This is a genomic window from Streptomyces sp. NBRC 110028 (genome assembly GCF_001417735.1).
GTDB lineage: Bacteria > Actinomycetota > Actinomycetes > Streptomycetales > Streptomycetaceae > Streptomyces.
Genome location: NZ_BBUZ01000044.1, coordinates 21422 through 28182 on the forward strand (window position 1 = coordinate 21422; position 6761 = coordinate 28182).

Below are 6761 nucleotides of genomic sequence, written 5' to 3' on the forward strand. Positions count from 1 at the left end.
CCCCATGACCGCGGACATGACGGAACCGCTGCGGCCGGTGCCCGACGAGGACGGCGCGCCCTTCTTCGAGTACGCCGCCCGCGGCGAGCTGCGCGTCCAGACCTGCGCCGGCTGCGGCGAACCGCGCTTCCCGCCCCGGCCCTGCTGCCCGCACTGCCAGTCCTTCGACAGCCGGTGGACGAAGACGAGCGGGCGTGGCCGGATCTGGTCGTACGTCCTGCCGCATCCGCCGCTGCTGCCCGCCTACGCGGCGCAGGCCCCGTACAACGTGATCCTCGTCGAACTGGCGGAGACCCCGCGGATCCGGCTGGTGGGCAACCTGGTCGCGTCCGCCGGTGCCGCGCTGAACTCCGTCGACCCGGCGCGGATACGGATCGGGGCGCCGGTGCGGGCCGTCTTCCACCCCCTGCCGGACGGGCCCACCGTGGTGCGCTGGCTGCTGGAGCGGCCATGACGGTCGCGGTGGAGCCCCGGGACGACGGGGTCGCGGTGGTCACCCTGGACCGGCCCGAGCGCCACAACGCCATCGACCTGGCGACCGCCGCCGAACTGGCCTCCGCATGGCGGGACCTGCGCCGGGACGAGTCGGTGCGGGCCGTGGTCCTCACCGGGGCGGGCGAGCGGGCGTTCTGCACCGGGATCGACCGCTCGGTCACGGTGCCGCAGCCGCCGTCCCCGTACGCGATGGACGATCCGCTGCGGGACATCGGCCCCAAGGCGAACGACCTGTGGAAGCCGGTCGTGGCGGCCGTGGGCGGGATGGCCTGCGGCGGGGCGTTCTATCTGCTGGGCGAGGCCGAGTTCATCGTCGCCGACGAGACCGCGACCTTCTTCGACCCGCACACCTCCTACGGGATGGTCAGCGCGTACGAGGCCGTCTACATGGCGCAGCGCATGCCCGCCGGGGAGGTCGCGCGGATGGCGCTGATGGGCACGGCCGAGCGGGTCTCGGCGCGGCGGGCCTATGAGACGGGGCTGGTCAGCGAGGTGGTGCCGCGCGGTGAGGCGGTGGCGGCGGCGGTGCGGGCCGCCGCCGTCATCGCCTCGTATCCGACGGAGGCGGTCCAGGGCACCGTACGGGCGGTGTGGGCGGCGAAGGAGGCGGCGCTGGCGCAGGCACTCGCCCGGGCCCCGCAGCTGATCGCCCTGGGGAACCGGCCGCCGGACGCGCAGGCCGCGCTCTTCGCGGCTCGCGGGCCCGGCTTCCGCACCCGGTGACCCGGACGCGCGTCAGCTGCTCGTGGGCGACTTGCTGGCCAGGCTGATCTGGCAGGTGTACTGGGTGCGCTCGGTGATGGTGTAGCTCGCGGTGGCCGTGAACTTCTCGCTCTGCCCGGGCAGCACGGTCACGTCCTGGCTGTCGTAGCCGAGCAGCCCCTCGTCCTCGTAGTCGTTCCACTTGGTGCTGATCGAGTAGCGGAAGCTGCGGGTGGTGTCGGTGTTGGTGACCGTCACGTCGTACTTGAACTGGCTGGTCGACTGGTCGTAGCGGCAGTTGGTGCCGCTCGTCTCGCTGGTCGCGTCCGGGTTGTAGGTGGGCGGCGCGGAGTAGGAGTAGGGGTCCGAGGGCGTCGGGGCGCCGTACGAGGGCAGGTCCGAGGACCCGCTCGGCAGGTCGGTGGGGATGTCGCTGGACAGTCCGCTGGGGCCGGAGGCGGGCTCGTCGCCGCCGGTGCCGCCGGAGACGAATCCGCCGTTGCCCCCTCCGAGTCCGTGGCTCTTCTTCTTTCCGCATCCGGTGAGCGATCCGGTGAGCGCGAGAAGTCCGACCAGGGCGATGGCAGGCAGGCGCAAGGAACGGCGTTGCATGGAATTACCCCCGTGGAAAAGCTGCTTTCAAGCCAACCTGTGGATGATTGACAAGTGCACGCCACCCTAGCAACGCCGTCCCGTACCCCATAGTCACTTCGGGGGGCACAGGACCTTTGGGTACACGCCTGTTACGGACGGGGCGCGGGGCGGGACTGGCCGGTGCCCTTGACCGCGTCCAACGCGTACACGCAGCGGTCCTTGCTGCACGCGTACACCACACCGCCCGCCGCCACCGGCGAACCGGTGATCTCACCACCCGTGGCCAGCTTCCAGCGCAGCTGACCGCCTGCCGCGTCGACCGTGTAGAGGCAGTGGTCGGCCGAGCCGAAGTGGACGCGGCCGTCGGCGACGACCGGGGAGCCGATGACTTCGCCGCCCGCCGCGAAGCGCCACTTGGGGGTGCCCGTGACCGCGTCGAGCGTGTACAGGGCGCTGCCGCTGCCCAGGTGGACGGAGCCGTCGGCCACCAGGACCGGTTCGACCGAACCGCGCGCCTCGGTGGCGATGCGCCAGCGGTCGCGGCCATTGGCGGCGTCGAGCGCGTAGACCGTGCCCAGGTAGTCGGCGATGTAGACACCGCCGCCGGTCACCGCGGGCCCCGGCGCGTACGCCGGGGCGCTCAGGAAGACGGCGGGCGCCTCGAAACGCCACCGCACCTCCCCGCGGGCGATGTCGATCGCCAGCACCCGGGTACCGGCCGAGACGTACACGACCCCGTCGGGCGCCGGGAGCAGCCGCAGCGGCACCCCGCCGCAGGAGGCCGTGTCGCCGACCGGGTACGACCAGCGCTCCGCGCCCGTACGCGCCTCCAGGGCGCGCAGCCGGGCGTCCGACCACACGAAGACCGTGCCGTCGTGCACGACCGGGCCGGACTCGGGCGTCTCGAAGTCGGTCTGGACGCCCTGCATCTCCCACAGCAGCTCGCCGTTGGCCGCCTCCCAGGCCTGGACGCCGCCGCCGCGGGTGCCGGTGACGACCGTGCCGCGGTCGACCTTGAGCGAGTAGACCCAGCCGTCCGTGGACAGCCGCCACCGCTCGGAGCCGTCCGTCGCGTCCAGCGCGTACAGAGTGGGGCCGTCGGAGGCGTGGATACGGCCGCCCTCCACGGCCATCGCCCAGGCCACGTCGCGGGTCTTGAACTGCCGCCGCCCGGTGCCCACGTCCAGCGCGTGCACCTCGAACGAGGTCACATAGAGCAGGTCACCGGCGACCGCCGGGGTGCCCCACACATCGTTCGACATGCGGAACCGCCAGGGGCGCCAGCGGCCGTGGCCCGCCGCGCCCGGCGGCTCGGCCGCGTCGGTGGACGGGGAGTGGGTGGGCGGCGGGACCGCGCCCGTGGCGGCGGCCTCGCCCCCGCCCGGCCCGCCGTGGGTCATCCCCGGCGGCCGCACCCAGCCCGTGGCGGGGCCGGTGTCGTGCCGTGCGTGCGGGTCGCGCGTGTCGGCGGCACGCAGCCCGGGGCCGATGGCCACCTGGGAGTTGTGCAGCCGGACCGGCCCGTCGGCCCCGGTGGTCGGCGGGGCGGGCGCGCTCGCGGACGGGACCGGCGCGGACGGGGCGGACGGGGACGGGGCGGACGGCGCGGCCGCGGAGGGGGCGGCGTGCCGCCCGGGGCCGATGGAGCTGAGCGCGTTCGACGGGCCGGGCGCGCGCAGACCGCCGCGCGGATCGCCCGTGCCCACCGGCTCCCAGCCGCCCGCTCCGGCGGGCGCCCCGTGCCGGCCGCCGCCGCGCCCGTCGGCCCCGGCCGGGGCGTACGACGGCGGTGCGGGCGGCAGCTCGGGCGGCAGCGGCGCGGAGGCCGGGCTTCCGCTCCCGCCGCTCCCGGAGGGGTGGGAGGAGCCGGACGCGGGCCGCGAGGAGCGGGCCACCTGGTTGCGCCCGCTGCGCTTGCGTTCGATGAGGGCGACCGCGCCGCCCGGCAGCCACGCCGAGGCCGTACCGCTGTCGTCGGCGTTGGAGGCGAACAGATGCGGGGCGAGCTGCGACTGCAGATCGGCCGGGGACGGCCGCCGGTCGGCCTCCATCTGCATGCACGACTCGATGAGGGGGCGCAGCTCGTCCGGCAGCCCGGTCAGGTCCGGCCCCTCGCGCAGCAGCATGAACACGGTCTCGACCGGGTTCGCGCCGTGGAAGGGGGCGTGCCCGGTGGCCGCGAAGGTCAGGGTGGAGCCGAGCGAGAAGATGTCGCTGGCGCCCGTCACACTGCGCGAGTCGCGCGCCTGCTCGGGCGACATGTAGGCGGGCGTGCCCACGGCGACGTTGGTCATCGTCAGCCGGGTGTTGGAGACGCCCGAGGCGATACCGAAGTCGATCACGCGCGGGCCGTCCTCGACGACCAGCACGTTCGACGGCTTCAGGTCCCGGTGGACCAGGCCCGCACCATGGATGGACTGCAGCGCCTCGGCGACCCCGGCCGCCAGCCAGCGCACCGCCTGGGCCGGCATCGGCCCGCACTCATTGACTATTTCCTCGAGCGACGGCGCGGGGACGTAGGCCGTGGCGAGCCAGGGCACCGCGGCGCGCGGATCGGCGTCCACGACCGCGGCCGTGTAGAAACCGCTGACCGCGCGGGCCGCCTCCACCTCGCGGGTGAAGCGGACGCGGAACAACTGGTCCTCGGCCAGCTCGGTCCGGACCGTCTTGATCGCGACCCGTCGGCCGGACGCCGAACGTGCCAGATAGACGAGCCCCATGCCGCCCGCGCCAAGCCGGCCCAGCACCTCGAAGGGACCGATCCGCCTCGGATCGTGCTGCGTCAGCTGCTCCACCACTTGCCTGCCACCTCCCCGTGGGGGCCCCAAAAAATACAGCCCCGTGCAGCGTCTCACCGACAAACCAACCGGCGGCACGCATCCTGCATTCTCTCTGGCGAAGGCGGCGGTTGCGAACCCGGGGGCGATTCGTCGTGTCATCGGGCGATACGGAGCCGGAGCCCCTCCGGTTCGGCCACCCGGCCGCCGGACCGCCCTCAGCCCCGTCCCGCCCTGTTCTCCCTTGCTCCTTCGGTCCCCCGCGAGGTGTCGATGACCGCGAAATGCGCGCCCTGATTGTCCGCAAGGACCGCGAAACGCCCGTACGGCGTATCTTCGGGCTCATTGAGAACCCGCCCGCCCAGCCGTCGGGCCGTACGCGACGCATGATCGCAGTCCGCCACCACAAAGTACGTCAGGAAGTGCGCGGGCATTTCGGCCGGGTGCGGTTCGCCGAGCACGACCCGTCCGGCGACGGCGTGGCCGGGTCCGGCGGGCTCGCCGCGCGGTGACCACAGCAGGACGTCGGCGGGGCGCTTCGGCCCGGGTCCGGCGGATTCCGCGGGCCGCGCCTCGTATCCGAAGACCGTCCGGTAGAAGGCGTCCACCACCCTCGGCTCCCGGGTGTGGACCTCGGTCCAGCCGTAGGCGCCGGGTTCGCCCCGGCGGGCGAAGCCGGGGTGGGTGCCCGTCTGCCAGAGCCCGAAGACCGCGCCGCCGGGGTCGGCGGCGGTGGCCATGACGCCGAGGTCGTCGATCCACCGGGGCGCGACGATCACCCGGCCGCCCGCCTCGCGGATCCGGGCGGTGGCCGCGGCGGCGTCCTCGGTGGCCAGGTAGACGTTCCAGACGGTGGGCATCCGGCCGTCGGACTTGGGCACCAGGGCCGCGACGTCCTCGCCCCCGAGCCGGGCCCAGGTGTGCGGGCGGTAGCCCGCGCCGCCCTCGGCGAAGGTCCAGCCGAACAGCTCGCCGTAGAAGCGGCGGCCCGCCGCGACGTCGGGCAGCATCGCGTCCGCCCAGCAGGGCACGCCTTCCACGTACTGGACCATGACCCGAGTCCTCCCGCGTCCTCCTGGCTCGCGGCTTTTACCGCGATTGCCACGCTAACGGGGGATCATCCCGGATGCCCGCTCCGGAAGTCGAAATATTTGGCCAATCCTTGGTCCGCGCCGCCGGGCCCCCGCCCGGTCATCCACGCTTCTTATCCACAGCCTGTTGATAACGCCATTCACCCGCATGGTGGAGCGGCGAGAAGCGGCTTGACGGCGTACGAGAGGCCATCGGATGGGGCCGGAATCAGCCATTCCAAGCCGCCGAGGAGGGCTCACAAACCCTCTCATCCCGTACGAACCCCATTTGCACGCAGTCGAATCGCGCTTCGATCACCCCTCGGTAAGCTGACGGCATGACAGGACAAGTACGCACCGTCGACGGTCGGGTGGCCGGTCGTCGCGGGCAGGCGACGCGGCAGAAGCTGCTCGACTGCCTCGGCGAGATGCTCAGCACATCCCCGTACCGAGACGTCAAAGTCATCGATGTCGCCCGTAAGGCAGGCACCTCACCGGCGACGTTCTACCAGTACTTCCCCGATGTGGAGGGCGCCGTCCTCGAGATCGCCGAGGAGATGGCGAAGGAGGGCGCGGGCCTGACCGAACTGGTCGCCGGGCGCTCCTGGGCCGGCAAGTCCGGCGCCACGGCGGCCGACGAGCTGGTCGACGGCTTCCTCTCGTTTTGGCGCAAACACGACGCCATTCTGCGCGTGGTCGATCTCGGCGCGGCCGAGGGAGACAAGCGGTTCTACAAGATCCGCATGAAGATCCTCAACTCCGTCACCAACTCCCTGACGGACGCGATCAAGGAGCTTCAGTCCAAGGGCCGGTACGACAAGGACGTCCAGCCCGCCGCCGTGGCGGGCTCGCTCGTCGCGATGCTGGCGGCCGTCTCCGCCCACCAGAAGGGGTTCCAGAGCTGGGGCGTCAAGCAGGGCGACCTGAAGCCGAGCCTGGCACTGCTCGTGCATCTGGGGATCACCGGCCGCAAGCCGCCGAAATAGCGCCGCGGCGCTCACTTCGGCGCCCGCGCGCCCGTGCGCGCCCCCGCGCACATCCGCGCGCCGACGCCGGGCCGGGCCCGGTCGGCGGGCCAGCACGTCCTGTCATGTCACGGCGGGCCACTCGACACGAGTGGCCC

6 protein-coding genes are annotated in these 6761 nt (G+C 73.0%); 3 read left to right on the top strand and 3 right to left on the bottom strand.

Annotation, left to right across the window (positions count from 1 at the left end; translation table 11 throughout):
- Nucleotides 1-4 precede the first annotated feature (4 nt).
- Together ASC60_RS32825 and ASC60_RS32830 are read left to right on the top strand one after the other, a co-directional pair.
- Nucleotides 5-454 (top strand): Zn-ribbon domain-containing OB-fold protein, encoded by a 450-nt coding sequence (locus tag ASC60_RS32825; RefSeq protein WP_055557341.1) that lies wholly within the window; start codon nt 5-7, stop codon nt 452-454.
- Nucleotides 451-1218 carry an enoyl-CoA hydratase/isomerase family protein gene (locus ASC60_RS32830; RefSeq protein WP_055557342.1) on the top strand — a complete coding sequence of 256 codons (768 nt, stop codon included), beginning with the start codon at nt 451-453 and terminating at the stop codon, nt 1216-1218. Before ASC60_RS32825 ends, ASC60_RS32830 begins: the two co-directional genes overlap by 4 nt.
- Before the next feature lie 12 nt (nt 1219-1230).
- Here the strand turns inward: ASC60_RS32830 and ASC60_RS32835 are convergent, their stop codons facing one another.
- The 3 genes from ASC60_RS32835 to ASC60_RS32845 all read right to left on the bottom strand — a co-directional run bounded on the left by ASC60_RS32835 (nt 1231) and on the right by ASC60_RS32845 (nt 5620).
- On the bottom strand, nt 1231-1809 hold the full coding sequence (locus ASC60_RS32835; protein WP_055557343.1) for a hypothetical protein: 579 nt from the start codon (nt 1807-1809) through the stop codon (nt 1231-1233).
- A 131-nt stretch (nt 1810-1940) separates the two neighbouring features.
- Nucleotides 1941-4589 (bottom strand): serine/threonine-protein kinase, encoded by a 2649-nt coding sequence (locus ASC60_RS32840; protein ID WP_079038781.1) that lies wholly within the window; start codon nt 4587-4589, stop codon nt 1941-1943.
- Between the two features lie 197 nt (nt 4590-4786).
- A complete protein-coding gene (locus ASC60_RS32845; protein ID WP_055557344.1) occupies nt 4787-5620 on the bottom strand; it encodes a VOC family protein in 834 nt (277 codons plus the stop codon).
- A gap of 356 nt (nt 5621-5976) precedes the next feature.
- On the opposite strand from ASC60_RS32845, the gene ASC60_RS32850 reads away from it, so the two are divergent.
- Entirely contained in the window at nt 5977-6624 is a 648-nt protein-coding gene (locus tag ASC60_RS32850) for a TetR family transcriptional regulator (RefSeq protein WP_055557345.1), read from the top strand.
- Nucleotides 6625-6761 lie beyond the last annotated feature (137 nt).

What these genes read in the sequence shown, in the direction of transcription:
- ASC60_RS32835 (WP_055557343.1), bottom strand. Translation starts at nt 1,809, where the DNA reads ATGCAACGCCGTTCCTTGCGCCTGCCTGCCATCGCCCTGGTCGGACTT.
- ASC60_RS32830 (WP_055557342.1), top strand. Translation starts at nt 451, where the DNA reads ATGACGGTCGCGGTGGAGCCCCGGGACGACGGGGTCGCGGTGGTCACC.
- ASC60_RS32845 (WP_055557344.1), bottom strand. Translation starts at nt 5,620, where the DNA reads ATGGTCCAGTACGTGGAAGGCGTGCCCTGCTGGGCGGACGCGATGCTG.
- ASC60_RS32825 (WP_055557341.1), top strand. Translation starts at nt 5, where the DNA reads ATGACCGCGGACATGACGGAACCGCTGCGGCCGGTGCCCGACGAGGAC.
- ASC60_RS32850 (WP_055557345.1), top strand. Translation starts at nt 5,977, where the DNA reads ATGACAGGACAAGTACGCACCGTCGACGGTCGGGTGGCCGGTCGTCGC.